Annotated in this window: 22 protein-coding genes; 13 read left to right on the top strand and 9 right to left on the bottom strand. The window is 70.9% G+C overall.

All coding sequences use genetic code 11. From position 1 onward, the window contains the following. Positions 1 to 64: 64 nt before the first annotated feature. Genes AC27IY_RS24000 through AC27IY_RS24015 form a run of 4 tightly spaced genes read right to left on the bottom strand, consistent with a single transcriptional unit; the run spans position 65 to position 5,357 of the window. Positions 65 to 1,807, bottom strand: a complete 1,743-nt coding sequence (locus AC27IY_RS24000) for a CocE/NonD family hydrolase (RefSeq protein WP_487179230.1) — start codon at positions 1,805 to 1,807, stop codon at positions 65 to 67. After that, a complete protein-coding gene (locus tag AC27IY_RS24005) occupies positions 1,807 to 2,793 on the bottom strand; it encodes an ABC transporter permease (RefSeq protein WP_344204050.1) in 987 nt (328 codons plus the stop codon). Before AC27IY_RS24005 ends, AC27IY_RS24000 begins: the two co-directional genes overlap by 1 nt. Then, positions 2,786 to 4,294 carry a sugar ABC transporter ATP-binding protein gene (locus AC27IY_RS24010; protein ID WP_487179231.1) on the bottom strand — a complete coding sequence of 503 codons (1,509 nt, stop codon included), beginning with the start codon at positions 4,292 to 4,294 and terminating at the stop codon, positions 2,786 to 2,788. Before AC27IY_RS24010 ends, AC27IY_RS24005 begins: the two co-directional genes overlap by 8 nt. Further along, positions 4,284 to 5,357: a sugar ABC transporter substrate-binding protein gene (locus tag AC27IY_RS24015; RefSeq protein ID WP_487179232.1), complete on the bottom strand. Its 1,074-nt coding sequence runs from the start codon at positions 5,355 to 5,357 to the stop codon at positions 4,284 to 4,286. Before AC27IY_RS24015 ends, AC27IY_RS24010 begins: the two co-directional genes overlap by 11 nt. Positions 5,358 to 5,582: 225 nt before the next feature. On the opposite strand from AC27IY_RS24015, the gene AC27IY_RS24020 reads away from it, so the two are divergent. After that, entirely contained in the window at positions 5,583 to 6,596 is a 1,014-nt protein-coding gene (locus AC27IY_RS24020; protein ID WP_487179233.1) for a LacI family DNA-binding transcriptional regulator, read from the top strand. Between the two features lie 16 nt (positions 6,597 to 6,612). Further along, the gene (locus tag AC27IY_RS24025) at positions 6,613 to 7,131 is read left to right on the top strand and encodes a DUF6624 domain-containing protein (RefSeq protein ID WP_449944174.1); all 519 of its coding nucleotides are present in this window, start codon (positions 6,613 to 6,615) and stop codon (positions 7,129 to 7,131) included. Between the two features lie 24 nt (positions 7,132 to 7,155). Here AC27IY_RS24025 and AC27IY_RS24030 read toward each other — a convergent pair whose 3' ends face one another. Further along, positions 7,156 to 7,686 (bottom strand): hypothetical protein, encoded by a 531-nt coding sequence (locus tag AC27IY_RS24030; protein ID WP_423472778.1) that lies wholly within the window; start codon positions 7,684 to 7,686, stop codon positions 7,156 to 7,158. Between the two features lie 204 nt (positions 7,687 to 7,890). On the opposite strand from AC27IY_RS24030, the gene AC27IY_RS24035 reads away from it, so the two are divergent. Together AC27IY_RS24035 and AC27IY_RS24040 are read left to right on the top strand one after the other, a co-directional pair. Beyond that, positions 7,891 to 8,445 (top strand): hypothetical protein, encoded by a 555-nt coding sequence (locus tag AC27IY_RS24035; protein WP_487179234.1) that lies wholly within the window; start codon positions 7,891 to 7,893, stop codon positions 8,443 to 8,445. A 275-nt stretch (positions 8,446 to 8,720) separates the two neighbouring features. Beyond that, complete coding sequence (locus tag AC27IY_RS24040) at positions 8,721 to 10,499, top strand: acetolactate synthase large subunit (RefSeq protein ID WP_487179235.1); 1,779 nt, start codon at positions 8,721 to 8,723, stop codon at positions 10,497 to 10,499. A gap of 74 nt (positions 10,500 to 10,573) precedes the next feature. Here the strand turns inward: AC27IY_RS24040 and AC27IY_RS24045 are convergent, their stop codons facing one another. Continuing rightward, positions 10,574 to 11,323, bottom strand: coding sequence for a DeoR/GlpR family DNA-binding transcription regulator (locus AC27IY_RS24045; RefSeq protein WP_449944184.1), 750 nt, complete (start codon positions 11,321 to 11,323; stop codon positions 10,574 to 10,576). A 130-nt stretch (positions 11,324 to 11,453) separates the two neighbouring features. On the opposite strand from AC27IY_RS24045, the gene AC27IY_RS24050 reads away from it, so the two are divergent. Both AC27IY_RS24050 and AC27IY_RS24055 read left to right on the top strand, forming a co-directional pair. Next, a complete protein-coding gene (locus AC27IY_RS24050; protein ID WP_487179236.1) occupies positions 11,454 to 12,131 on the top strand; it encodes an NUDIX domain-containing protein in 678 nt (225 codons plus the stop codon). Continuing rightward, positions 12,128 to 12,733, top strand: coding sequence for a GNAT family N-acetyltransferase (locus AC27IY_RS24055; protein ID WP_487179237.1), 606 nt, complete (start codon positions 12,128 to 12,130; stop codon positions 12,731 to 12,733). The genes AC27IY_RS24050 and AC27IY_RS24055 overlap by 4 nt, the downstream gene beginning before the upstream one ends. Here AC27IY_RS24055 and AC27IY_RS24060 read toward each other — a convergent pair. Continuing rightward, positions 12,719 to 13,396: a TetR/AcrR family transcriptional regulator gene (locus tag AC27IY_RS24060; RefSeq protein ID WP_487179238.1), complete on the bottom strand. Its 678-nt coding sequence runs from the start codon at positions 13,394 to 13,396 to the stop codon at positions 12,719 to 12,721. The two genes, AC27IY_RS24055 and AC27IY_RS24060, sit on opposite strands and share 15 nt — an antisense overlap. Before the next feature lie 118 nt (positions 13,397 to 13,514). On the opposite strand from AC27IY_RS24060, the gene AC27IY_RS24065 reads away from it, so the two are divergent. Next, positions 13,515 to 13,685 carry a hypothetical protein gene (locus AC27IY_RS24065; protein ID WP_487179239.1) on the top strand — a complete coding sequence of 57 codons (171 nt, stop codon included), beginning with the start codon at positions 13,515 to 13,517 and terminating at the stop codon, positions 13,683 to 13,685. A gap of 103 nt (positions 13,686 to 13,788) precedes the next feature. Here the strand turns inward: AC27IY_RS24065 and AC27IY_RS24070 are convergent, their stop codons facing one another. Together AC27IY_RS24070 and AC27IY_RS24075 are read right to left on the bottom strand one after the other, a co-directional pair. Then, complete coding sequence (locus AC27IY_RS24070; RefSeq protein WP_487179240.1) at positions 13,789 to 14,973, bottom strand: DUF2786 domain-containing protein; 1,185 nt, start codon at positions 14,971 to 14,973, stop codon at positions 13,789 to 13,791. Between the two features lie 133 nt (positions 14,974 to 15,106). Further along, a complete protein-coding gene (locus tag AC27IY_RS24075; protein WP_487179241.1) occupies positions 15,107 to 16,798 on the bottom strand; it encodes a carbohydrate binding domain-containing protein in 1,692 nt (563 codons plus the stop codon). A 468-nt stretch (positions 16,799 to 17,266) separates the two neighbouring features. Here AC27IY_RS24075 and AC27IY_RS24080 point away from each other — a divergent pair, with 468 nt between their 5' ends. From AC27IY_RS24080 to AC27IY_RS24105, 6 genes are all read left to right on the top strand, one after another. Next, the gene (locus AC27IY_RS24080) at positions 17,267 to 18,520 is read left to right on the top strand and encodes an SGNH/GDSL hydrolase family protein (RefSeq protein WP_487179242.1); all 1,254 of its coding nucleotides are present in this window, start codon (positions 17,267 to 17,269) and stop codon (positions 18,518 to 18,520) included. Between the two features lie 202 nt (positions 18,521 to 18,722). Beyond that, positions 18,723 to 20,942 (top strand): glycoside hydrolase family 18 protein, encoded by a 2,220-nt coding sequence (locus tag AC27IY_RS24085; protein ID WP_487179243.1) that lies wholly within the window; start codon positions 18,723 to 18,725, stop codon positions 20,940 to 20,942. Positions 20,943 to 21,044: 102 nt separating this feature from the next. After that, positions 21,045 to 22,160 carry a GntR family transcriptional regulator gene (locus AC27IY_RS24090; protein ID WP_423444712.1) on the top strand — a complete coding sequence of 372 codons (1,116 nt, stop codon included), beginning with the start codon at positions 21,045 to 21,047 and terminating at the stop codon, positions 22,158 to 22,160. Between the two features lie 54 nt (positions 22,161 to 22,214). Next, on the top strand, positions 22,215 to 23,507 hold the full coding sequence (locus tag AC27IY_RS24095; protein WP_487179244.1) for an extracellular solute-binding protein: 1,293 nt from the start codon (positions 22,215 to 22,217) through the stop codon (positions 23,505 to 23,507). Further along, positions 23,504 to 24,436 carry a carbohydrate ABC transporter permease gene (locus AC27IY_RS24100; protein ID WP_364458246.1) on the top strand — a complete coding sequence of 311 codons (933 nt, stop codon included), beginning with the start codon at positions 23,504 to 23,506 and terminating at the stop codon, positions 24,434 to 24,436. Before AC27IY_RS24095 ends, AC27IY_RS24100 begins: the two co-directional genes overlap by 4 nt. Continuing rightward, the gene (locus AC27IY_RS24105) at positions 24,429 to 25,241 is read left to right on the top strand and encodes a carbohydrate ABC transporter permease (RefSeq protein WP_344219728.1); all 813 of its coding nucleotides are present in this window, start codon (positions 24,429 to 24,431) and stop codon (positions 25,239 to 25,241) included. Before AC27IY_RS24100 ends, AC27IY_RS24105 begins: the two co-directional genes overlap by 8 nt. Positions 25,242 to 25,262 lie beyond the last annotated feature (21 nt).

Below are 25,262 nucleotides of genomic sequence, written 5' to 3' on the forward strand. Positions count from 1 at the left end.
GAGCACGCCTTCTTCCTGGGGCTGCTGCTGCGCGCGGCCGGGCAGGTGACCGGCTCGACCGGCGTCAGGACTCGATGACGGGCAGGATGAGGCGGCTGGCGCGCAGGCCGTCGTGGAAGACGGTCTGCCGGGCCGGGCGCAGGTCCTCCTGGCGGGCGGTCGCGGGCGGCGTCCACCGCTGGGGGTTGCGGTCGAAACGGGGGAAGTTGGAGCTGGCCACCTGCAGCCGGATGCGGTGACCGGCCTTGAAGACCTGGCTGGTCGAGCCGAGCGGGAAGCGGAAGAGCTCGGGCTCGCCGGGCGTGAGCGGCACCTGCCGGTGGGTGCCGTGTCGGTAGCGGGCGCGCAGAATGCCGTCCACCACGCCGTACGCGGTGCCGTCGGGGTGGACGTCCACCAGGCGGGCGGTCCAGTCGCAGTCCTCGGCGCTGGAGGCGGCGTGCAGCTCGATCACCACCTCGCCGGTCACCTCCAGGTCGGACTCCAGCGGCGGGCTGGTGTAGACGAGCACGTCCCGGCGCCGCTCGACGGCTGACTGCTCCTTCTGTCCGGAGTTGCGGCCGAACAGCACGCCGGGCAGGAACGTCGCGCCGCCCGCCGTCGGCACCGGGTCGGCCGGGTCGGCGAGGTAGTGGTCGGCGGGCTCGTCCGGGGACGGCGCGGCGCGGTCGAGGCGGCCGTCGCCGGCGGCCGAGTTCGCACCGCCGCCGCTGCGCAGGTAGAAGGCGGTGTCCTTGGCGCGCGACAGCGGCCACTCCATCTCCTCGCGCCACGCGTTCGCGCCCATCACGAAGATCTTCACGGGCGGCAGCTCGGCCGGGCGGCCCTCGGCCGCGGCGCGGAAGAACTCCAGGTGCGTGGCGGTCAGGTCGAGCGCGGCCGAGGCGCCGCCGTAGCCGTACCACAGGTCGCCCTGGTAGTCGCCGAGGTTGCCGTGCGCCCAGGGGCCGACGATGAGGTGCTGGTTCTGGCGGGCCCACTCCGACGGCGCGTGGGAGCGGAGGCCCGCGTAGTTGCGCAGGGTGCCGGGCAGGAAGATGTCGTGCCAGCCGCCGATGTGCAGCCCGGCCACGTTCATCCGCCCGTGCGCGCCGCTCGGGTCGATGAGCTGCCAGAACACGTCCCTGTCGGGGTGGCTGAGCCACTCGCGATAGTACGGAGCCAGCTCGGCCAGCTCGTCGCGGTCCAGCGGCAGCCGGGTGTAGGCGGCGTGCGGGTCGCGCAGGATCTCCAGCAGCGTGGCCTGCGCCCGGTCGCGTTCCGGGCCGGCCGGGCGGCGCAGCAGGTCCACCGGGGCCAGCGACTCGGCGATCCACAGCAGCAGGAAGCCGAGCTGGAGGGCGCCGCCCGAGTAGGACCACACGTCGTGGTACTCGGCGGCGGTGAGCTGCGGGGCGATCGCGATCAGGCCCTCGGGCGCGGCGCGGGCGGCCAGGAGCTGGGTGGCGCCGATGTAGGAGGCGCCGTACATGCCGACCTGGCCGTCGCAGAACGGCTGCGTGCGCACCCAGGCGATGGTGTCCAGGCCGTCCTCGGTCTCGTCCAGGTAGGGGTTGAAGCCGCCGCCCGAGCTGTAGCGGCCCCGGGTGTCCTGGACGACGACGGCGAAGCCGGCCTCGACGGCCTGCAGCGGCTCCAGCCCGACGATGTGCTGGGCCATGAACGACGACGACTTGTCGTACGGCAGCCGCTGCAGCAGCGTCGGCCACGGCCCGCCCTCGGCCGGATGCCACACGTCGGCACGCAGCACCGTGCCGTCGCGCATCGGTACGGCGACCCCGCGCTCGACCCGTACCCCGAAGCTCATCAGCCGTTCCTCCTCATGTACGTCTGGCGCAGGCGGTCCACGGCCACGGCCAGGATGAGCAGCACGCCGGTCGCGACCTGCTGCCAGGACGAGTCCACGTTCAGCAGCGTCAGCCCGTTGCTGAGCACGCCCACGATGAGCAGGCCCACCACCGTGCCGCCGATGGTGCCGGTGCCGCCGGACAGGCTGGTGCCGCCCAGGATGACCGCGGTGACCACGGCCAGCTCCAGGCCCACGCCGGTGTTGGCGGAGCTGGAGCCGAGCTGCGAGGTGACCATCAGCCCGGCCAGCGCCATGCACGCCCCCGACAGCAGGAACCCGGCGAACAGCACCCGGTTGACGCGGATGCCCACCAGCCGGGCCGCGACCGGGTTGGCGCCGATCGCGTAGACCTTGCGGCCGAAGACGGTGAAGCGCATGAGCACGAAGAACACCGCGACGACCACGACCAGCACGATGGCCGGCATCGGGATGCCGAGGAAGGGCCGCGCCGTCGCCCAGTCGAAGCCCTCGATGAAGATGCTCTGCCCCTTGCCGATGACGAGCGTGAGGCCGCGGAAGATGCCGAGCATGCCCAGCGTCGTGATCAGCGCGTTGACCCCGACCACGGTGACGAGGAAACCGTTGAGCAGCCCGATGCCGAGCCCGGCCAGCACCGCCAGCCCCAGCGCCGGCCAGATGCCGAGCACCGGCGCGGCCTGCACCAGCACGATCCCGACGAACGCCACGCCGGACCCGACCGACAGGTCGAACTGGCCGCCGACCATCACCAGCGTGCCGGCCATCGCGAGCACGCCGGTGATCGACACCGCGGTCAGGATGTTCCCCCAGTTGTCCCAGTTCAGGAAATAGGGGGACTTCACGGAGAAGAAGATGACCTCCGCCACGAGGAAGACCAGCAGCGCGAGCGTCTCGGGCGCCCGCCGCCTGGTCTTCGGCCTGGCCGCCTCCGGCGCCGGGGCCTGCGCGGTCAGCGTCTCACTCATCGATCACTCCTCCTGCCGCCCCGGTCAGGGCCTCCACCCCGATGGCGGCTCCGGTGAACTCGGCCACGGTTCTGCCGCGTACCATGACGACCGCGCGGTCCGCCAGCTCGACGACGTCCTCGTAGTCGGAGGTCGCCACCATCACCGCGCTGCCCTGCTCGGCGAGGGCGCGCACGGCCCGGTAGATCTCCTGCCGGGCGCCCACGTCCACGCCCCTGGTCGGCTCGACCAGGACCATGACCTTCGATCCGTGCTCCAGCCAGCGGCCGAGCACCACCTTCTGCTGGTTGCCGCCCGACAGCGTCCAGATCTGCTGGCCGGGGTCGCTGGTGGAGCGGATGCGCAGCTTGTCGTGCCAGCGCCGGTAGGCCGACGCCTCACCGCCGCTGCTCAGGAAGCCCGCGCGGGCCAGGCCACGCCAGCTCGGGGCGGCCAGGTTCTCGGCCACCGAGCGGGAGCGGAACATCGCCTCCCGCTGCCGGTCGCCCGGCAGGCAGCCCACGCCGGCGGCGATGGCGTCGGCCGAATGGCGGAAGCGGACCGTACGGCCGCCGACGTCCAGCGTGCCCGCCTCCAGCGACCGCATGCCGAAGACGGTCTCGGCCACCTCCGAGGCGCCCGAGCCGACCTTGCCGTACAGGGCGACGATCTCGCCGGGGCGTACGGCGAGGTCGACGCCCTGGTACGCGCCACCGCTCGCCGCGCCCCGCAGGGACACCAGAGGCTCGCCGGCGGGAGCCTCGCGCTCCTCGCGGGTCTGGTGGTGCACCGCGCGGCCGACCATCGCCTCGATGACCAGGTCCTTGCCCACGTCGGCGACCTGCTCGTGCAGCGTGATGTGGCCGTCGCGCAGCACGGCCACCTCGTCGGCGATGCGGAACACCTCGTCCAGCCGGTGAGTGATGTACATGATCGCGACCCCGCGCCGGCGCAGCCCGTCGATCACCTCGAACAGCCGCTCGGTCTCGGCGTCCGACAGCGCCGCGGTGGGCTCGTCGAAGATCAGGCAGCGGCCCTGCCCGGTGAGCGCGCGGGCGATCTCGACGAGCTGCCGCTCGCCGAGCCGCAGGGTGCCCACGGCGGCCTCCAGCGGCAGGTCCACGCCCAGCATGTCGAGCACGTCGCGGGCGCGGGCCCGGCTCTCGCGGCTCCTGACGAGGCCGCCGCGGGCGGGCCAGGCCCCGAGGACGATGTTCTCCGCCACGCTCAGCGGGGGAGCGTCGCTGATCTCCTGGTAGATGAGCTTGATGCCGAGGGCGCGGGCGGCCGCGACGTCCCTGATGCCGGTGGGCGTTCCGTCCAGGGCGATCTCGCCGGCGTCGGCCTGCAGGTCGCCGGCGAGGATGCGCACCAGGGTGGACTTGCCCGCGCCGTTCTCGCCGAGCAGCGCCAGCACCGTGCCGGGGGCGACGGCGAGGTCCACTCCGTGCAGGACCTCGACCGCGCCGAACGACTTGCGGATGCCGCGCGCCCGCAGGAAGGGGGGCTGCTCAGCAGGCATAGTCGGGGTAGTTCTGCTTGGCGTTGGCCTTGTTGATCACCAGGTGCGGGACGAGGAGCTGCGCCGGGAGCTTCTCGCCCTTGACGGCCTTGATCAGGTTGGGGACCAGGATCTCGCCGTAACGCTCGGGGAAGTAGGCGACGCTGCCGATCCAGTTGGGGTGCTGGTAGATGACGCAGTTCTTGGGGTTGAAGTTCTGCACGCCCAGGTAGAGGTCGTTCGTACGGTTCTGCGCGCGGGCCGCGGCCAGCGCGCCGAGGATGCCGTCCTCGTTGATGCCGACCAGGATGATGTGGTGCCGGCCGGGCAGCGCCGTGAGGGTGTCGGTCATGAGCTTCTGCGCGACGTCACCGCCCGCGCCGCCGGCGTCCAGTTTGCGCAGGTTCCGCACCTCGCCGCAGACGCTCGCGAAGCCCTGCCGGATGCCGCCCATGCGCTGCTCGTTGACCTCGCCGACCTGCAGCGCCTCCAGCGAGACGAAGGCGTCGTACTTGCAGTCGAACTTCTCCTTGAAGTGCTTGCCGAGCTCGTAGCCGATCAGCTGGCCCGCGTAGGCGTTGGCGGCGCCGACGAACGACGTCTCGCACGGCTTCTGCGAGATGTCCACCGCGAGCACTGGCACGGCCGGTCCCGCGGCGCAGATGCGGGGAGCGGCGTTGGTGTCCGCTTGAAACGTTATGAGACCCTGGGCGCCGCGGGTTTTGAACAGGTTGGCACAGTCCAGAGCCTTCGCCGCGTCCATCTTGGAGTCACAGGTGATCAGCTCCGCGCCGGCCCGTTTCGCCTGCTCCTCGACGCCCTTCTGCACGTCCTGGGGGAACCCGGAGGCGAGCGAGAGCTGGGTGAAGCCGATCGTGATGCCCTTGCCGCTGCCCGGCTCCGCCTGCTGGAACTCCACCACTCCGGCCGGGGGGCTGGGAGGTGCGGCGGTGGTCGTCCCGGTGCCGGCCGACGCGGGCTGTTCCGGGGTGCTCGTGGCGTTGTCGCCGCAGGCGAGAGCCCCGGCGAGGACGAGGGCGAGGGCCGCGCCGAAGCGGCCGGCTCGCTTCCAAGAGCCGTTCACTGTGCCTCCTCAGGCGGCTGGGGGTATGAAACGTTTTAAACCGCCTGGCAGGAGAGGCTAGGTTTGCCGTGAAGAGCGCGTCAAGGGTTACAGGAGGATTTCCAGGTCACGAAGATGTTGCGGGGAGCAGGGGGTCGTTATTACGTTTCAAAGCATCGGCGAGGCGTGTAGTAGGCTTCTGCCGCTCAAGATCCTGTGTTGTCCGATGCGCAGCTGTGAGGGGCCGTGGCGATAGCGAGCATCAAGGAGGTCGCACAGCTGGCCAGCGTGTCGATCGGCACGGTCAGCAACGTCCTGAACCGGCCGCACGCGGTCGCGCCGGCCACCCGGCAGCGGGTGCTCAGCGCCATGAACGAGCTCGGCTTCGTCCGCAACGAGTCCGCCCGCGCGCTGCGCTCCGGCCGCACCCGGACGATGGGGCTGGTCGTCCCCGACGTCACCAACCCCTTCTGCACCGACGTCGCGGCAGGGGTGCAGACCGTGGCCGAGGCCAACGGCATGATGGTCACCCTGTGCAACAGCGACCACGACGGCCCGCGCGAGCGCCGCTACCTCGACCATCTGGAGGAACAACGCGTCCAGGGCATCCTGATCACGCCCGTGGACGGGGAGAACGACCGGCTCGACCAGCTCATCGAGCGCGGCACCCCCGCGGTGCTGCTCGCCCACGTCTCCGCCAACCTGCACCGCTGCGCGGCCGCGGTGGACGACCACCTGGGCGGCAGGATGGCGGCCGAGCACCTGCTCGGGCAGGGACACCGGAAGCTCGCCTTCGTCGGCGGTCCCAGCGGCAGCAGCCAGGTGGCCGGACGGCACAAGGGAGCCGCCGCGGCCGTGGCGGACGCCGGCGACGGCGCGTCCCTGGAGCTGATCCAGGTGCCCTCGCTCAGCTTCGCCTCCGGGCGGCACGCCGCCGAACACCTGGCCGCCCTGCCCCGGCGCGCCAGGCCCACCGCCCTGTTCTGCGCCAACGACACCCTCGCCCTCGGCATGATGCAGGGCCTGTCCACGCTCGGCCTGCGCGTCCCGGACGACATCGCCATCATCGGCTACGACGACATCGACTACGCGGCGGCGGCCACCGTACCGCTCAGCTCGATCCGGCAGCCGCGCCGGGAGCTGGGGCGGGTGGCCGCCGAACTCCTGCTCGAGGAGATCGACATCGGCGAACAGCACCGGCACCGGCAGGTCCTGTTCGCGCCGGAGGTGATCGTGCGGGCCTCCACCGTACGCGGCTGATCCGAGAGGAGAGGATGTGCTCGATCCGGAGTTACGCGACGAGCTGCTGGCGCGGATGGAACGCGACCAGCAGGTGCGGCTGAGCCTCCCGGTGGGGGAGCCACTGACGGCGGAGCTGCGCGAGGAGTGGGAGCGGGTGGACGCCGACAACACCGCGTTCCTCAAGCGGGTCATCGACGAGCACGGCTGGCCCGGACACGACCTCGTCGGTGAGAACGCCGCTCAGGCGGCCTGGCTGCTGGCTCAGCACGCCGACCACGATCGCGACTTCCAGCGCCGCTGCCTGCCGCTGCTGCGCGACGCCGTCGCCCGGGGGCAGGCGGCTCCGCGGCACCTCGCGTACCTGGTCGACCGCGTCCGCGTGGGCGAGGGGCGTCCTCAGGTGTACGGCACGCAGTACCGGCAGACCGCCGAAGGCGGGTTCGGCCCGCACCCCATCGAGGATCCCGGGCACCTTGACGAGCGCCGCGCCGAGGTGGGGCTGGAGCCGCACGCCGAGTACGACCGGCACATGCGCCGGTACGAGCAGGGCTGAGAACAGCCGGCGGGGCATGGCGGCTCAGCCGATGGTGAGCGTCGTCAGCCCGGTCGCCCTGGTGAAGCCGGTGGTGAGGCACTGCAGCAACCCCGGCTGCACGAGCGTGACCGTCTGCACCGCGGACGCGCCCTGGAAGCGGCCCTGCGCGACGGTGCCGGTGAACGTGGTGACGACCTGGCCGGCCGCGGCGGTGCTGCTGCCGGTGCCTTCGATGACGCTGCTGTCACCGGTGTTCCACTCGACGACCCGCTGCCCCTCGAACCCGTCGAAGAGGTCGGTGCAGCCGACGAAGATGGTGAACTGCTCCCCGTACGTCCCGCTCGTCACCTGGCCCGTGCCGCCGAGACAGGAGCTGAACCGGCCGCTCACCGTGATCTCGATGTTCTGCGGCGTGAAGGTGACCCCCGGGCTGTACGTGACGGTCTCGCTTCCCTGGCACTGCGTGGGCACGGCTGCTTGGGCGGGACGGACGACCATGACGAGGGCGGCGACGGCCAGGAGGGCCGTCAGGACGCGGATGCTTCGGCTCTGCCGAGAGGAACGTAAGGTCACCGGGGCTCTCCCTGCCGGGGGATGAACGGAACCATTGCGGCTACGAAGACATGACAGCCTTCATCGTCGGCTCCTCGATATGGCCATGAAGGTTGCAGATTCGTACCTTGTCAACACGCTGAGTGATATCTACTGTCCTGGTGGGGGTCAGGGGAGAACCGATCCTTCAGCGCCTGCTCCGCCTCGTCGCGAAAGGGACGCCGTATGCCCACCAGAATCACCTCTGTCAGGACCGCGGTGTGTGCCGCCGTCCTCGCGCTGCTCTGCCCGCTGGGCCTGGCGATCGCCGGCCCCGCGCACGCGATCGCCCAGGACGTCATCTGCTCGATCGGCGGGACCAACACCCTGGCCTTCTCGCCGAAGCTACGCCTGGCCGAGCAGGCCGTGACCATGACAGGCACCGGAACCTACCCGGCCTGCGTGTCGAGCGACCCGGACATCTCCTCAGGCGCCTCGACGATCTCCGGCCACGGGAGCCTGGGCTGCCTCTCCGGCTCCATGCCCGCGACCGAGACAGTGACCTGGAACACCGGCGAGACCTCGACGATCAGCTACACCCTCACGCTCAACCTGGTCGCCGGCCAGTCGGCCTTCGCCGTCGTCGGCACCGTCACGGCGGGCAGGTTCGCCGGCGACACCGTGACCTCCGAAGGCGTCACCCTCCACAACCCGATCAGGCCGCTCCTCGACTGCCTCGCGCCGGGCTACGGCGGCAGCACCGGCCCGACCGTCCTCACGTTCACCGACCTCCGGCCCTGATCGAGGAGGATTCCCAGCTCATGCCGCCCAACAGGCCGATCGTTCGCGTCATGGGTCCAGCGTGCCGGACGGCGCCCGCTCATACGTAGCCCTGTCTTTTTTGGCTGACCCCCAAGCTGTGCTTATGCCATGACGCAGTTGACGTTGAGGCGTTCGGAGCGGCTATGGTGTGGGCCATGCTTCGCAGTGAACTCCTCGTAGTACTTCGCCGGCGCACAGGCCGATAGCGAAGCACGACGACCTGCGCGCCGCCCCAGGCCCACCGCTCCGGTGGGATGGGGCTTTTTTTATGCCCGCGATCGAGCAGCCACTTGAGGAACGAGTCGATGACCGAACGGATGACAGGTGCACAGGCCCTGGTCAGGGCTTTGGAACAGATGGGAGTGGACACCGTGTTCGGGATCCCCGGCGGCAACATCCTGCCCGCCTACGATCCCCTCTACGACTCGGTCAAGGTCCGGCACGTGCTCGTCAGGCACGAGCAGGGCGCCGGGCACGCGGCCGAGGGATACGCGCAGGCCACCGGCAAGGTCGGGGTGTGCATGGCGACCAGTGGCCCCGGCGCGACGAACCTGGTGACGCCGATCGCCGACGCCTTCATGGACTCCGTGCCGATCGTGGCGATCACGGGGCAGGTGGCCGCGCCGATGATCGGCACGGACTCCTTCCAGGAGGCCGACATCTCCGGCATCACGCTGCCGATCACCAAGCACAACTTCCTGGTGACCGATCCCGCTGACATCGCCCGTACGATCATGGAGGCGTTCCACATCGCCTCCACCGGCCGCCCCGGCCCCGTCCTGGTGGACATCACCAAGGACGCGTTACCGTCCGAGACGGTCTTCTCGTGGCCGCCGGTCATGCGGTTGCCCGGCTACCGGCCGGTCACCAAGCCGCACATCAGGCAGATCCGCCAGGCGGCCAAGCTGATCGCCGAGTCGCGGCGGCCGGTCCTGTACGTCGGCGGCGGCGTCCACAAGGCGCGGGCCTCGGCCGAGTTGCTGCGGTTCGCCGAGCTGACGAACATCCCGGTCGTGACCACGCTGATGGCCCGTGGCACGTTCCCCGACGGCCATCCGCAGCACATGGGCATGCCCGGCATGCACGGCACCGTCGGGGCCGTGGGCGCGCTGCAGCAGTCCGATCTGATCATCGGCTTGGGCGTGCGGTTCGACGAGCGGGTCACCGGTGACCTGTCGACGTTCGCGCCGTACGCGAAGGTCGTGCACGCCGACATCGACCCGGCCGAGATCTCCAAGAACCGCCACGCCGACGTGCCGATCGTGGGCGACTGCAAGGAGGTCCTGATCGACCTCATCGCGGCCGTCCAGGCGGGCGACCATGACGAGTGGTGGCGGCTGCTCAACGGCTACAAGGAGACCTACCCGCTGGGTTATGAGACGTTCGAGGACGGCTCGCTGGCCCCTCAATACGTGATGGAGCGGCTGAGCGCGATCGTCGGTCCTGACGCCTACTACGTGGCCGGTGTCGGCCAGCACCAGATGTGGGCCTCGCAGTTCATCGACTACGAGAACCCCGGCACGTTCATCAACTCCGGCGGCGCCGGCACGATGGGCTTCGCCGTCCCGGCCGCGATGGGCGCGAAGATGGGCCGCCCGGAGAGCACGGTCTGGGCCATCGACGGCGACGGCTGCTTCCAGATGACCAACCAGGAGCTCGCCACCTGCGCCCTGGAAGGTGTGCCGATCAAGGTCGCCGTCATCAACAACGGCAACCTCGGCATGGTCCGCCAGTGGCAGACGCTCTTCTACGACCAGCGTTACTCCAACACCGACCTGCGGGCGACGCGCCGCATCCCGGACTTCGTCAAGCTGGCGGACGCCTTCGGCTGTGTGGGCCTGCGGTGCGAGCGCCCGGAGGACGTGGACGACGTGATCAGGAAGGCCATGGAGATCACCGATGTCCCCGTCGTGATCGACTTCGTCGTCCACCAGGACGCCCTGGTGTGGCCGATGGTCCCGGCAGGTACGAGCAACGACGACATCAAGATCGCCCGGGACATGGCGCCGAAGTGGGAGAACGGGGATGAATAGTCGCATGCTGCGGCGCCCGTACGACGAAGGAAAGAAAACGTGCAGGATCATGCGGGACGGCTGAGTCGCGGCGGTCAGGTGGCCTCGATGACCGGCACGCCGAGCGCCCGCACGGTGGCGTTGCCCGGGTCGGCGTCGGTGACGACGCCGGCCACCTCCGTCAGCGGCAGGACGGCGAACCGGGACGCCGCGCCGATCTTCTCCGAACTGGCCAGCACATAGGTGTCGGCGGCCTGCCGCGCGAGGGCGCGCTTCATCGCGGCCTCGTCGGCGTCGTCCGTGGTCAGCCCGGTCTCGGGATGTACACCCGTCACGCCGAGCAGGAAGAGGTCGGCGTTGACCGCGCGGGCCGCCTCCACCGCCGCCGCGCCGCAGGCCACCATCGAGTGCTTGAACAAGCGCCCGCCGATCAGGTAGACCTCCACGTCGTGGTGGCCGGCCAGGGCGCCGGCCACCGTCGGGCTGTGGGTGACGACGGTGGCGCGCAGGTCGAGCGGGAGCGCGCGGGCGACCGCGAGGGCCGTGGTGCCGCCGTCGAGGATCGCGGTGCTGCCGGGCTCGACGAGCGCGGCAGCGGCCGCGGCCACGCGCTGCTTGCCGGGAACCTCGACGCCCTGGCGGGTGGCGTAGTCGGCGATCGCGGGGGAGGCGGGCAGCGCGCCGCCGTACACGCGCTGGCACAGGCCGGCGGCGGCCAGGTCGCGCAGGTCACGACGGATGCTGTCCTCCGACAGGCCGAGCTCGGCGGCGAGGTCCTTGGCGATGATCCGGCCGTCCCTCTGGAGGCGGGTCAGCAGCAGGTCCCTGCGTTGCGCGGCCAGCATGCACGTTTCTCCTTGCTCGTTCCGACTTTTTCCCATTATAGTTCCGCCACGTGATGATTCCTATCGCAAGCCCTCGCCGGTCGGGAGACGGCCCTGCCCGTCCTCGGCGCGGCCCCGCCGGCACGGCATCGTGACCGCGGGACTCGACACACCGGACCGGCGCGGTCGCACCGGCCTGGACCAGGTGGGACGCGACCTCACCGGCAACCCCCGGGTCCGGGTGCGCGACGTGCGGCTGCTGTCCTGCAACTGGTACGTGCTGCGCACCACCACCTTCGACTACCGGCACGCCGACGGCCGCTGGAGCACGCAGGAACGGGAGACCTACGACCGCGGCAACGGCGCGACGGTCCTGCTGTACGACGTCGCCCGCCGTACCGTCCTGCTGACTCGCCAGTTCCGCTACCCCGCCTACGTCAACGGGCACGCCGACGGAATGCTGCTGGAGACCGCCGCCGGACTGCTCGACGGCGAGAGCCCGGAGGAGGCCATCCGCCGCGAGGCCGCGGAGGAGACCGGCCACGCGATCGGCGAGGTCGAGCACGTCTTCACCGTCTACATGAGCCCCGGCTCGGTCACCGAACGCCTGCACTTCTACGCCGCCCCCTACGACTCCACCACCCGCGCCTCGCGCGGCGGCGGGATCGCCGAGGAGGGCGAGGACATCGAGGTCGTCGAGCTCGGCTTCGACCATGCGCTCCGCCTCGTCCGCGACGGCGGCATCGCCGACGCCAAGACCATCATGCTGCTGCAGTGGGCCGCGCTGCACGGCCCCTTCTCCCCTGAGACGGAGGATCTGTCCCGGTGAACCTTCCCACCCTCCTGCCGCCGGCCGAGCTGCGCACCGAGCGGCTGCTGCTGCGCCCCTGGCGCCCCTCCGACCTGGAGCCCTTCGCCACGCTCAACGCCGACCCGTCCGTCATGGAACACTTCCCCGCCACGCTCAGCGGCGCCGAGAGCGACGCGTTCGCGGCCGCCAGTGACGACGCGATCGCCAGTCAGGGCTGGGGACGCTGGGCGCTGGAGCTCCAGGAGACCGGCGAGTTCATCGGCTTCACCGGGCTGCACCGGCCCGCGTTCGAGGCGCCGTTCCTGCCGGCCGTCGAGATCGCCTGGCGGCTGAGCCGCCGGGCCTGGGGTCACGGGTACGCCACCGAAGCCGCCACCGCCGCGCTCGACTTCGCCTTCGACCGGCTCGGCCTGGAGGAGGTGGTCTCCTTCACCGCGACGGTCAACACGCGCTCCAGCGCCGTCATGGAACGCCTCGGCATGATCCACGACACCGCCGGCGACTTCGACCATCCGGTCCTGCCGCCCGGTCACCGGCTCCGCCGCCATGTGCTGTACCGCCTGAGCGCGGCCCGCCGGCGCGACCGCCGGCCGTACCCGCCTGGTTCAGCGGGGCGGTGACGGCTTCGCCGGGGCCGGCCGCGTCTTCGGCGGAGGAGGGGGGAGGGTGAGGACCGCGCGGACCGCGGCGCGCAGGCGTTCACGGCAGTCCTCCGTGATCACGGGCCTGCCGTCGGCGGTCGGGGCGGTCAGGGTACGGCGGAACAGCGCCGTCGGGAGGTCGACCACGCACACCGTGATCACCTCGACGCCGGCCCCGTCGGCGCGGCCCCAGAGCCCCTGCGACAGGCGGATCAGCAGCGCCACCAGCCGTTTGTCCAGGGCGAACATCGCCTCGGTCAGCTCCTCGGGCACCTCGGGACCGAGGAGCTGGTCGCGGCGTACCGAGATGAGCATCCGGGCCGCGGCGGGCCGGCGGTCGGCGAACACCGCGGGCGTCCCCGCCGCGGCCACCACCGCCTCGGTCGCCGCGCCGGGGCCGCCGGCTTCGTACGCGGCGTCGGCGAGCTCGGTCTGCAGGTCGAGGAACTCTTCCGCGGCCCTCAGCCACAGCCGCCCGAGCAGCACGGGCAGGGAGCCGAACGCGTGATAGATGGCTCCGTTCGACACTCCGGAGGCGGCCGCGAGCCCTCGCACGGTGAACCGCTCGGGGCCGTGGTCGGCCACCAGCCGCTCGGCGACGTCCAGCAACTGATCGAGATCATGGGTGCGCGGCCGGGCCATCCTCGGAGCTTAGCAGAGCACATGCTCCGCAACGCTGGTGGCGCCGGGGCGTCTGTGACTCCCCGTACGGCCCCCGACCGGCACTGTCGCCCCGGAACGGATGTGCAGCGCGTGGCACGTGGCCAAGCCGCTCGCCGCCGTGGTGGAGATGATGAAGCTGATCGAGCTGGCCGGCATCGTCGGACCGGATCACGACTTCAACTGGCTGCCGATGACCTACGGTTGGGCCCGGCGGCTGCTGAACGCGGCCACCGACCCGAGCCTGACCACCAACGGGTGGCAGAAGTAGGGCTCATCGGCCCGGCCTCTGCCGCCGGGCGAATATCGACGACACGCAGCGGCCGGAAGCACCTGACGGCGGCCGCCACTGGACGATCACCTCATCCGGCGCGTCATCGCTCCCGTGCCTCAAGGCTGGCCTGGTCGGCGGCGGTACGGCCCGCCGCCCAGCCCTCCCGGTCCCAGGACGTGCGGATCGCGTGCGAGACCAGGTTCGGGAACAGGCGCTCGACCGCCTGCTCCACCTCCTGCTCGCGGGCCGCCAGCACCGGCACCAGGTCGGTGCCACGGCTGGCGCTCTCCTGTGCGACCGCGTCGGCCGTGGCCTCGGCGAGCCGCTCCCCGATTCTGGAGGCGAACGCCGACAGGAACGACTGGCGGAACGTCTTGTTCCGCGACCGGCCGTTGCCGTGCTTCTTGGTGCCCGAGTTCACCAGCGAGGTCTGCGCCTGCACCAGCAGCGAGGTGAACAGCATCTCCACCCAGGACAGATCCGCCCGGAACCCCATCACGGTGGCGAACCCCAGCTCCTGCGACCAGATCACCCGGCACCGGTTGGCCTCGGCGACCAGGTTGAGCAGCACGGCCTTGGGCTGCTCGTACGGCGCGTCGATGCCGATCCGGATGCCCGCCGGGGCGTCACCGCCGCCCGGCTGCGCGTCCAGCATCGCCGCGTCGATGCTGTACTTCGCCATCAAGCTCTGCGCCGCCGACATGAACGTCTCCGCCTCGGCCTCGTACGCGGTCGACTCCGCCTTGGCGAGCAGCGCCCGCACCCGCGTGAGCGTCTTCTCACTGACCGCGTGCGCGCGTGCCCGGACCGTACGGCGGGCGGCCCCGGGCGGCGGGCTCAACGTCTCCAGCCGGGGCAGCCCGGTCAGCAAGGCCAGCAGTTCCAGCACGCCGGAGACGGTCACCAGCCGGCCGGCCCGGTCGCGCGCCTGCCGCGCCGCCAGGTAGCCGCCCTTCCACCACACCGTGGCCTCCAGGCGGGCGAGCTGGTCGCGCCAGCGCTCGTCCACGGTGGCCGGCGCGTAGGCCCGCATCTCCCAGGCGATGAGGTCGGCCGCCGCCCGCCCATGCCAGTCGGTCAGCCGCCTGGCCGCGACCCTGACCACGTCGGCCGGCTGCCAGCCGTTGCGCCACAGCGTCGAGATCGCTCCGGTAATGGCCTCCACTAGCACGCGATCGGCGTCGTCGCGGTCGGCCAGGAAGGCGGCGGCGGCGTCGAAGGCCGCCTGATCCTCGGCGGCAAGGGCCTCCATCGCCGCGCCGATCAGCTCATTGGCCTTGCTCACCCGTGCCGCCCACCTCGAAGAAAGTCCGCCAGGACTCTACCGCGACGGAGCCGATGCAGAGGGCGGAGCGGGCGCCCGGGCCGTCGCCGTCCCGCCCGTCGTGGAACAGGCGGGACGGGGGCAGCACGGGGCATCAGCTCCCGCAGGGGTTGGGCGCGTTGGCGGTGACGATGCCGTCCTTGACGGTGGAGGTGCCCGTGCTGAGGGTGTAGTCGTTGCCGTTGTTGTTGTCCCAGGTGCCTGAGCCGTTGTTGAAGGCGGCTTTGAGGCTGGTGGCGTTGGCGAGGGTGATGGTCTTCTTCTTCCAGCCGGTGCAGGCCGTTTCCATCGGCACTCCTGGCACGGTGGTCCAGGTGCCGTTGATGCCATAGTGGATGTTGGCCGTGGCCCAGCCTGTCCTGTAGTAGACGGTGGCCTGCTTGTCGTTCGGCTGGGGGGTTGAGCCGGTGTGGAGGGCGACCGCGCTCTTGGCGGGCACGGTGACCGTCGCCCTGCCGCTGGAGTCGACCGTCACGGTGCCGGTGCCCGCCACGTTCGGGTACGTGCCGGCGGGCAGGCCGGTGGTGAAGGTCTGGGTGACGGCGCCGCCCTCGTTGTTGATGGCGACCCAGCCCTTGTCGCCGCGGCTGAAGGCGATCAGGTTGTTCCCGTTGTCGGTCCAGTTGGCGACGCCGGCGCCCTTGACGGCGTTGTAGAAGCCCACCATGCCGGAGACCTGCCGGTCGAAGCAGGTCCACTGGCCGTTGGAGCAGTTGACGTCGGTGACGTATCCGCCGCCCGCCGAGGGCGGGCCCGCCTCGCTGTTGTTCCAGGTGTAGGAGGCGTACACCTGGGGGGTGCCGAACGGCCAGGCGAGCATGAAGAGGTTGGCCAGCCTGTACGTGTCGCCGCTCCTGTAGGTGAGCGTGGAGCCGCCCCGCTCGGTGTCGTGGTTGTCGACGAACACCACGGCCTTGTCGCTGGGCGCCGACAGACCCCAGCTCTCCCCGAAGGTGCGGAGGTTCTTGATCTGGCCGGTGAACTGTTCCCGCAGCTTACGGCCGTAGACGAACTCGTCGACGTCGCCGACGCCGGTGTACTGGCTCGGCTGGACGGCCTCCTGGTCGCCTTGGATGACCTCCTGGTGGATGTAGGGCGAGCCGACGAGCTTGGCCTTGATGGCGGCCAGGTCGCCGGGGTTGATGTGCTTGGCGGCGTCGATGCGGAAGCCGGACACGCCGAGCGAGGTCAGCTTGTTCATGTAGCCGGCGATCTTGCCCCGGACGTACTCGGACCCGGTGTTCAGATCCGACAGGCTCACCAGCTCGCAGTTCTGGACCCGCCAGGCGTCGTTGCGGTAGTCGCCCTGGTTGATCTGGCAGGTGGGCTGGTGGAAGTCCTGGGAGGAGTAGAGGCCCGGGTAGTCGTACTTGCTGAAGGTGTAGCCGCCGTAGCTGGTGGCGCCCTGGCCGGTCATGTGGTTGACGACCGTGTCCACCTGGACCTTCACGCCGGCGCCTCTGCAGGTGTCGACCATGCGCCTGAACGCGGCCTCGTCGCCGAACTTGCTGGTCAGCTCGTAGCGGGCGGGCTGGTAGATGTCCCACCAGACCGTGCCGCCCTTGGTCATCGAGTCCTGGGGCGGTGACACCTGCACCGCGCCGTACCCGGCCGGGCCGAGCACTTCGGTGCATTCCCTGGCCACCGAGTTCCAGTTCCAGTTCCACAGGTTGGCGATCACGCCGACGCCGGAGGCGGCGTGGGCGGGGGCTTGGTTCAGCACGGGCACGGCGATGCCGCTCGCCGCCGCTAATGCGGTGGCGGCGAATGCTTTGTAGAGTTTCATACGGGGATCTCCAGAAACGTGAGGATGGGGTCCCATCAACGGGCTGGGTGGGCCAACACCCGGCCCGTTCTGCTTTCGAGGCTGCTCGTGGCCGTGCCGGCGGCGCTCTGGCATCACCGTGGGGGAGGGGCACCATCAGAACCTCCGCGTTCGGATTTCCTCGGTGTTGCCTGGAAGTTACTCGGCGATCAAGGGTCGTGCAATACTTTGCAGCCTTACCCGGGGTAAATGTCGGGGTATGCGTACAATATGACGATTTATCCAGATATGGCGCTGCAGTTCTTGCGGGCACCTTTCATGGCTCCGAAGGCGCGGGAGCAAGGCCGAAGTCTCCTCGGTGAGTGGAACTGGCTTCGCAATCTTTCAGAATATTGCGAAAAGAATACGGTCATGTTGACGCCGCCGGTGCGGCATGTTGTGATCCATCCATGCGTATTTCGTACGCATTTAGTAGGAAATGAGGTGGTTATGGGGTTACTTCAGCGTGCCGCCGCGGTAGTCATGCTCCTGGTGAGCGCGGCGGGCATCCAGGTCATGCAGAGCGGGCCGGCGCAGGCGGCTCTGCCCACCGCCGCCGTCGTGCTCGGCGACAGCTTCGTCAGCGGGGAGGGCGCGGGGGACTACCTGCCCGTCGTCGACGCCTCCGGCACGGCGCAGGCCTTCCCCGGCTGGTCGGCGGCCAACAGCAACGCCTACTTCTGTCACCGGTCGGCGAACGCCTCGGTGTTCACGGCGTCGCTCCCGGGCATCCAGCAACGCTTCAACCTCGCGTGCTCCGGCGCCCAGCCCGCCGACATCGCTGCCCCCTCCAGCGCCCGGGCCGAGGGCCGCGCCGTCGCCTCGCAGCTCGACCAGCTGCGCGCCGTCGCCCAGACGCACGACATCGACGTCGTGCTCGTCGGCCTCGGCTCCAACAACACCCAGTTCACCTTCGGCGACGTGGCCACGCTGTGCGCCAACCGCTTCATCGCCGACGCCTGGACGGGCTGGTGGGAGTTCTGGGCCTATCTGAAGGGCGAGGTGCCGCAGAAGCCCTGCACCGCCGCGGACCTGGCCACCGACGCCGAGGTCGCCGCCGCCACCGCCGAGACCACCGCGGCCCTGCGCCAGATCCTCGACACCCTCGCCCAGGTCGACGCCGACGGCGCCCACCAGGTGATCCTGCAGACCTACACCAATCCGCTGCCGCCCGAGCTCGCCCAGCAGTACCACGAGGAGGACGGCCGCGACGACACCCGCGACAAGTTCCGCGCCCTCGGCGCCGAGCGCTACGCCGCCGGGTGCCCCATCCACCGGGCGAGCCTCGCCCCCGGGCACGTGTTCTCCCAGAACCTCGGCTCCCTGGTCAGGAACGCGTACACCACGCTGGCAGCCGAACGCCCGGCCGCCGACCTGCGCGTGCTGGACGTCCAGCGGGCTTTCGACGGGGCCAGGCTCTGCGAGAACCCCGGCAGCCCGGCGGGTGCGCTCGCCACGCCGGTCCGGGTGCAGGACGGGCCGTCCGGCACGTTCATCACCAGCCTGTCCGGCTGGGACAAGATCGGCATCCAGCGGGCGGCGAACACCTGCGTCACCTACTTCCAGACCTGCCAGGAGTCGTGGCACCCCAACGCCGCGGGCCACACGGTCCTCGGCCAGTGCCTGGCCGGCGCGGTCGCCGCGGCGCCGCGCACGATCGTCACGTGCGCCCGTAACGCGAACGGCACGCTCACCATCTCCTGAGGCCTCCTCCGCTTCGCGTCCGGCTGTACGGAGCCGGACGCGTCGCGGGGCAGGCGATCGGACCGGGCTCGTCCCCCCGGGGACGGAATACATGCCATTTTTCCCCAACACTTTCGGGGCTATCGTTTCGGCCATCTCGTGAATCGGGTGCCGGGAACAGGCGGTTTCCGGCACCAATTCATTCCCAAAGGAGGTGGCTTCCGTGCCCGCAGCGTTGTGGAGAACCGTCGGCGCGCTCGTGCTCGCCGTGCCGCTCGCCGTGCCGCTCGTCGGGGCCGTCCCGGGCGTCGCCCGCGCGGCCGACCCGCCGTCGGTGACCATCGACTCCTCGGAGTCGGGACCCGGCGTCGTACGGCTGGCCGGGCGCTTCACCGGCGCGTACGACGTGTCCCTCGTGGTGAACGGGGAGCGCATCGAGCGGGCCAGGGTCAGCGACCCGGACGCCGACGACACCGGGACCTGGACCCACGACCTCGACGTCGGCGAGATGGACGGCGAGATCGAGGTCTACGCGAAGGCGACGGTCGCGCAGACGCGGTACGGCACCTGGTCGCCGCCGCTCACCCTGCGCGTGGACAACCCCCGGGCCGCGAAGCCGGAGGTGGAGATCACCGAGCCGGCCGACGAGGCGCGCCTCACCCGGCCCACGCCCGTCCGGGTGCGCGTCGCCGGGACGGACGTGCGCTCGGTACGGGTCCGCGTCAACGGCGGCCCCTGGCAGCGCGCCAGTGGGGCCGCGGGCCGGTACGTCACGCTGGTGAACCCCGCCAGGTACGGCGACGTCATGGCGAGCCTGGAGGCGGAGGCCACCGACGCGCGCGGCCACGTCACCAGGTCGGCCACCCGGTACGTCGCCCTCGGCGCGGCGAAGAAGAGCCGCCCGGAGCCGCACCGGCAGGACCGGGCGATGTGGATCTGGGAGAAGGCCAGCTACAACCTGGTGCTCAACCCGGGGTCGCGCCGCCTGCTGGAGACGGTCCTCCCGCCCGGTTCGACCATGTACCTGGGCGTGGACACGTACATGGGGCGGGACATCATCAAGGACGCGCGCCCGGAGCTGCGCGACCTCGTGGCCTGGGCGCACGGCCGGGGCATGAAGGTGCACGCCACCGTGGCCGGCGGGACGCGCCCGCCCTATCTGGGGACGCTCTCCCGCTACCGCGACCGCGCCGTGGGGGAGATGGAGCGCGTCCTCGACTACAACCTGTCGTCGAAACCGGCCGAGCGGTTCGACGGGATCAACGTCGACATCGAGCCGTACATCCTGCCGTGGTTCACCAGCTCGAAGCCCGACCTGCAGATCCAGTGGCTGGACACGCTCCGCGCGATGATCGCGCGGCGTGACGCGTCGGGGCAGCCCCTGCTGTTCGGCCCCGCCGTGCCGCGCTGGCTGGACACCTCCGCCTGCTGCACGGACATCACGTACGGCGGGACCACCCGCACCCTGGCCGAGCACGTCCAGGACCTCAGCGACTACATCGCGATCATGGACTACCGCGACCAGGCGGACGGCAGCGCCGGCATCATCGCCCAGGCGGCCGGCGAGCTGGCCTACGCCGAGCGGATCGGCAAGCCGCTCTCCGTGGTCGTCGGGGTGGAGACCCTCGACATCGCGACGAGCGGCGACCCGGCCACCATCACCTTCCGCGAGGAGGGCAGGGACGCGCTGGAGGCGGAGCTGGCGAAGGTCGGCCAGGCGTTCTCGGGCAGCCCGGCCTTCGCCGGGATCGCGCTGCACCACTACGACTCCTACCGCGAGCTGCCCACGGTCTGGGGCCCCTCGGCGCGCTGGCCCGAGCCGCCCGCCGACTCCCGGCCGCCCACGGGCGTGGCCTCGCCGCCGGAGGCGGTCGCGTTCGACCACGCCACGGTCGATCTGACGTACGGGCGGGCGTACGACGACACCGAGGTCGACTTCTACGAGGTGCACCGGTCGACCGAACCCGGCTTCACCCCCGGCCCCGGCACGCTCGCGGGGAAGGCGCGCGGGCTCAGCCACACCGACACCGGCCTGCTGCCCGGCACCACCTACCGGTACCGGATCGTGCCCGTGGACGTGGCCGGGCGCCGCGGGCCCGCCTCCGATCCGGTGACCGTGACGACCGCGGCCACCGACCTGCGTCCCATGGTCGTGGAGTCGATGGCGGTGACGCTGGAGGCGGGCGCGGCCAAGGTGCGGCTGCGCGTCGTGGACAAGGAGAGCGGGCAGCCGGTGGCCGCCACCGTGCGCGGGCGCTTCACCTTCTCCGCCGGCCGGTACGTGACGGTGACCGCGGACGCCGACGGCTGGGCCACCGCGACCTCGGAGGCGCTGAAGCTGCCGACCGGCGAGGTCGGCTTCGCCGGTCACCGCCTCACCGCCCCCGGCCACTACTGGGCCGCCGCCTACGACCGCGACAAGGCCGTCACCGCCCGCTGGTAAGCGTGAATACATTCCTAATATGACGTGAATAACGGAGTGAATTTAGGGTTGACATTACTCCGATATGCCAAGAAGAATCCGGTCATGGAGCCACCTGAAGGAATGAATTCCCTCCCAAGGGGTCGGCGATTCCGCACCCTCGCGGCCCGCCTGCGGCAGGAGATCGTGCAGGGCCGCTGGCCGGTCGGAGCCCGGCTGCCGACCGAGTCCGAGCTGGCGCAGACCTACGCGGTCGGGGTCAACACCGTCCGCCGCGCCGTCGACCTCCTGGTCGAGGAGGGGCTCGTCCGGCGCCGGCAGGGGTCGGGCACCTTCGTGACCAGCTCCGTCACCACGGGGGCCAGGCCGCGTCTCATCGGCGCGCTGGTCCCGTCGAACACCTACTACTTCCCGCAGGTCGTCCAGGGCATCGAGCGGGCGGCCTCCGCCGCCGGCGTGCGGCTCGTGCTGGCCTGCTCCAACTACGACCCCGACGTCGAGGCCGGGCAGATCCAGCAGCTCGTCGACGTCGGCGTGGCCGGCCTGCTGCTGGTGCCCAACCTGCACCTCGCAGCCGACCCCGACGCCCACCTGGCCCGCCTGCGCGAGCTGCCCGTGCCGTACGTCCTGGTGGAGCGCCGCCCGGCCGACCCCCGCCCGGCCGACCCGACCTCCTACGTCTGCACCGACGTGCACGGCGGCGGCTACGCGGCCGTCCAGCACCTCAGCGGGCTCGGCCGGGTCCGGATCGGCTACCTCGGCCGGATCGGCACCGCCAGCTCCGAACAGGTCTTCGCCGGATACCGGCAGGCCGTCGCCGACCTCGGGCTTCCGGAGATCCCGGAGGCCGTGGCCCGGCAGCCCGTCTGGACCGGCCCCGACATGCTGGCCTACGCCAACTCGCTGGTCGCCGAGAAGGTGCGCGCGGTGGTGTGCCTCGGCGACCGCGAGGCCACCGCGCTCCTGCCCTACCTGCGCAGGGTCGGCCTCACGGTGCCCGACGACATCGCCGTGGTGGCCTACGACGACGAGGTCGCCGACCTGTCGGAGGTGCCGCTGACCGCGGTCTCGCCGCCGAAGGCCGAGGTGGGCCGCATGGCGACCGAGCTGCTGCTGCGCCGGATCGAGCTCGGCCCGGCCGCGCCGGTCTGCCGGGTCGTCCTGCAGCCCCGCCTGGCCGTGCGCGCCTCCTGCGGAGCCGCCTCCGGCAGCCTGGTCGAGGTCCGCGTCCCTTCCTGACGCCGGGCGTCCCCCCTCACCCCCTCCCCCCTCTCCGTTCCTTTGGAGGACCCAATGAGAGTGCGCGTGCTCGCCGCTGCCGCGGTGGCCGTCCTCACCGTGGCCGGCACGACGTCGTGCGGCGGCTCGGCCGACGACTCCGGCGCCGTCACCCTGAAACTCGGCTTCTACGCCGCCGCCGGCGACCCGGCCGACACGACCATGCGGCAGCTCGTCAAGGAGTTCGAGGCCGCCAACCCGTCGATCAAGGTGCAGCTCGAGGTCGCGCCGTACGTCAAGTTCTTCGAACGGCTCCGCACCCAGATCGCCGGCAACCAGGCGCCGCAGGTGTGGCTGTCGGACGGCGTGCTCGTGCAGGAGTTCGCCGCCCGGGGCGCGCTCGCCGACCTGAGCGACCGGGTGAAGAGCGTCAACGCCGCCGACTACTCCGGCATCGAGCTGAACCGCGACGCCCAGGGCCGGGTCTTCGGCTTCCCGCAGGGCGCCCAGACCCCGGTGCTGTTCTACAACAAGAAGCTGTTCGCCGAGGCCAAGGTCGCCGAGCCGACGGCCGAGTGGACCTACGACGACCTCGCCGCGGCGGCCAAGAAGCTGACCAAGGACACCAACGGCGACGGCAAGCCCGACGTCTACGGCTTCCGCGCGTACTCGCCGGGCTTCACCGAGAGCTGGTGGCCCATCGTCAAGGCGTTCGGCGGCGACGTCGTCACCGACGGGGGACGCAAGGTCGTCATCGACAGCCCGCAGTCCACGGCCGGGCTCGACTGGATGCTGCGCGCCATGGGCAAGGACGGCTTCGCCCCCGACTACGTCACCACCGAGGCCATGGGCAAGGGCGTCGTGCACACGCTGTTCGCCACCGGCCGGGTCGCGATGTCGTACGGCATCTACGCCCGCACGCTGCCCGCGCAGAGCGCCGGCGTCGACTTCGGCGTGGCGCCCCTGCCGAAGGGCCCGGCCGGTCGCGGCAACGTCGCGATCGTGAACTCGTGGGTGGTGAGCAAGGCCGCCTCCCCGGCGCAGAACGACGCGGCCTGGAAGTGGATCACCTTCTTCTCCGGCGAGGGCCCGCAGCGCAAGTGGGCCGAGCTCGGCGAGGCGATCCCGATCAACAAGAAGGTCGCCACCACGGCCCTGGCCCCCGACCGCGGCCCGGTCTTCCTGGAGTCGCTCGACGCGGCCACCGACCTCGGCACCAACGCCGTGTGGTCGGAGTACACCGAGGCGCTGGCCAAGCGCATGAACGAGGCGCTGTCGGGCGCGACGCCCGTCGCCGCCGCCCTCCAGTCCGGGCAGAAGGAGGCCCAGGAGGTCATCGACCGCTTCTACGCCGGGAAGACGCAGTGACGCTGCTCGCCAGGCGTACCGAGCGGGCGGCCGCCGCCCAGCGGCCGCCCGCGCGGAAGCGGCACGCGGGGGAGCGGCTCTGGGCCTTCGCGTTCGCCTCGCCCTACCTCCTCCACCTGGTCGCGCTGGCCGCCTGGCCGCTGCTGGCCTCGCTGTTCTTCAGCATGACCGAGTACGACCTGATGTCCCCGCCGAGGTTCGTCGGGTTCGGCAACTTCACCCGGCTCTTCGAGGACCCGGTCTTCTGGCGCACGCTCGGCAACACGGCGTACTTCGCGGTGCTGTTCGTGCCCGTCCAGACGGCGCTGGCGCTGGCGCTGGCGATCGCGCTCAACCAGCGGCTGCGCGGCATGGCCCTGTTCCGGGCGGCCTACTTCGTCCCGGTCGTCTCCTCGTGGGTCGTCGTCGCCTACGTCGCCGACGCGGTCTTCAACCCGCAGACGGGCATCGCCAACCAGGTGCTCGGCCTCTTCGGGCTGCCCGCCGAGAACTGGCTGCAGGACCCCGCGCTGGTGATCCCCACGCTCGCGGCCGTCGCGGTGTGGAAGGGCGTCGGCTACATGATGGTGCTCTTCCTGGCGGGCCTGCAGGCCATCCCCGAGGAGCGCTACGAGGCCGCGAAGATCGACGGCGCGTCGGCCTGGAACCGGTTCCGGTACATCACGCTGCCGGGCATCTCCGGCACCACGTTCCTGGTGCTGGTGCTCACCTCCATCGAGACGCTGCAGTCGTTCGAGCAGGTCTTCGTGATGACCGAGGGCGGGCCGCACGGCGCGAGCGAGCTGACCGTGCTCTACCTCTACCGCCAGGGTTTCCAGTTCTTCCAGATGGGCTACGCCTCGGCCATCGCGTGGGTGCTGTTCGTGCTGGTGCTCGCGCTCACCCTGGTGCAGTTCCGGCTCCAGCGCAGGTGGGTGCACTATGCGTAAGACCCTCTCGTACGTCCTGGTCCTCGCGGGCGCCGCGGTCATGCTGCTGCCCTTCGTCGCGGCGCTCGGGAACTCGCTCAAGAGCTTCGCCCAGTACATCCAGGTCCCGCCCGTGTGGATCCCCGACCCCGTCCAGTGGGACAACTACGCGGAGGTGTGGCGGCGCGCCCCGTTCGGGCTCTACCTGGTCAACAGCGTCGTGATCGCCGTGCTCGCGGTCGTCGGGAACGTGCTCACCAGCGCCATGGTCGGGCACGCGCTGGCCAGGATGCGCCTGCCGGGCAAGCAGGCGCTGCTCACCATGGCGCTCGGCACCATGATGCTGCCGACCGTCATCACGATCGTCCCGAACTTCCTGCTGTTCCGCTCGCTGGGCTGGCTGGACTCGCTGCTGCCGCTCATCGTGCCGTACTGGCTGGCCACGCCCATCGGGATCTTCCTGATGCGGCAGACGTTCCTCGGCATCCCCAAGGACTTCGAGGAGGCGGCGGGCCTCGACGGGGCCAACCCCTGGCAGGTGTTCTGGCGCATCCACCTCCCGCTGGCCAAGCCCGCCCTGGCCACGCTCGCGGTCTTCACCTTCACCACGTCGTGGAAGGCCGTGCTGGAGCCCACGATCTACCTCACCTCACCCGAGAACTACACGCTGCCGGTCGGCGTCCTCAGCCTCAAGGGGCAGTTCGTCGGCAACGACCAGCTCGTGACGGCGGCGGCGATGATGAGCCTGCTGCCGATGCTGATCGTGTTCGTGCTGGCCCAGCGTTACTTCGTCCGCGGAACCATGTCCGCGGGTCTCAAGGGCTGACAGGCCCCCTCCCCGTCAGAA

Source organism: Nonomuraea sp. B208 (genome assembly GCF_057536035.1).

Coding starts and splice junctions, on each gene's coding strand:
- AC27IY_RS24000 (WP_487179230.1), bottom strand. CDS start 1,807: ATGAGCTTCGGGGTACGGGTCGAGCGCGGGGTCGCCGTACCGATGCGC.
- AC27IY_RS24005 (WP_344204050.1), bottom strand. CDS start 2,793: ATGAGTGAGACGCTGACCGCGCAGGCCCCGGCGCCGGAGGCGGCCAGG.
- AC27IY_RS24010 (WP_487179231.1), bottom strand. CDS start 4,294: ATGCCTGCTGAGCAGCCCCCCTTCCTGCGGGCGCGCGGCATCCGCAAG.
- AC27IY_RS24035 (WP_487179234.1), top strand. CDS start 7,891: ATGCCCACCAGAATCACCTCTGTCAGGACCGCGGTGTGTGCCGCCGTC.
- AC27IY_RS24040 (WP_487179235.1), top strand. CDS start 8,721: ATGGGGCTTTTTTTATGCCCGCGATCGAGCAGCCACTTGAGGAACGAG.
- AC27IY_RS24045 (WP_449944184.1), bottom strand. CDS start 11,323: ATGCTGGCCGCGCAACGCAGGGACCTGCTGCTGACCCGCCTCCAGAGG.
- AC27IY_RS24060 (WP_487179238.1), bottom strand. CDS start 13,396: ATGGCCCGGCCGCGCACCCATGATCTCGATCAGTTGCTGGACGTCGCC.
- AC27IY_RS24075 (WP_487179241.1), bottom strand. CDS start 16,798: ATGAAACTCTACAAAGCATTCGCCGCCACCGCATTAGCGGCGGCGAGC.
- AC27IY_RS24080 (WP_487179242.1), top strand. CDS start 17,267: ATGGGGTTACTTCAGCGTGCCGCCGCGGTAGTCATGCTCCTGGTGAGC.
- AC27IY_RS24090 (WP_423444712.1), top strand. CDS start 21,045: ATGAATTCCCTCCCAAGGGGTCGGCGATTCCGCACCCTCGCGGCCCGC.
- AC27IY_RS24095 (WP_487179244.1), top strand. CDS start 22,215: ATGAGAGTGCGCGTGCTCGCCGCTGCCGCGGTGGCCGTCCTCACCGTG.
- AC27IY_RS24105 (WP_344219728.1), top strand. CDS start 24,429: ATGCGTAAGACCCTCTCGTACGTCCTGGTCCTCGCGGGCGCCGCGGTC.